1 protein-coding gene is annotated in these 259 nt (G+C 61.0%); it reads left to right on the forward strand.

Annotated elements, in window-relative coordinates:
• The coding region (locus R0J87_RS22020; RefSeq protein ID WP_498888979.1) for an AbgT family transporter at positions 1 to 259 on the forward strand (259 nt) is incomplete at both ends.

The following is a 259-nucleotide window of genomic DNA, read 5'->3' on the forward strand; positions in this document are numbered from 1 at the left end:
GCGATTGCAGAATATTCTGGCTTACTTTCTGCTGCAATGCGCGGACTGGTCATGGGCGCGTCCCGCCGCATGGTGACTCTGGTGGTGGTGTTTGCCGGTATCATTTCCAATACGGCTTCTGAGCTGGGTTATGTGGTGCTGATCCCACAGGCCGCCATGCTGTTCCACTCGCTGGGTCGTCACCCGCTGGCGGGTCTGGCCGCGGCTTTTGCCGGTGTCTCCGGTGGCTACAGCGCTAACCTGCTGCTGGGCACAGTCG

The sequence above is a fragment of the Halomonas sp. SIMBA_159 genome (assembly GCF_046536035.1).
GTDB lineage: Bacteria > Pseudomonadota > Gammaproteobacteria > Pseudomonadales > Halomonadaceae > Vreelandella > Vreelandella venusta_A.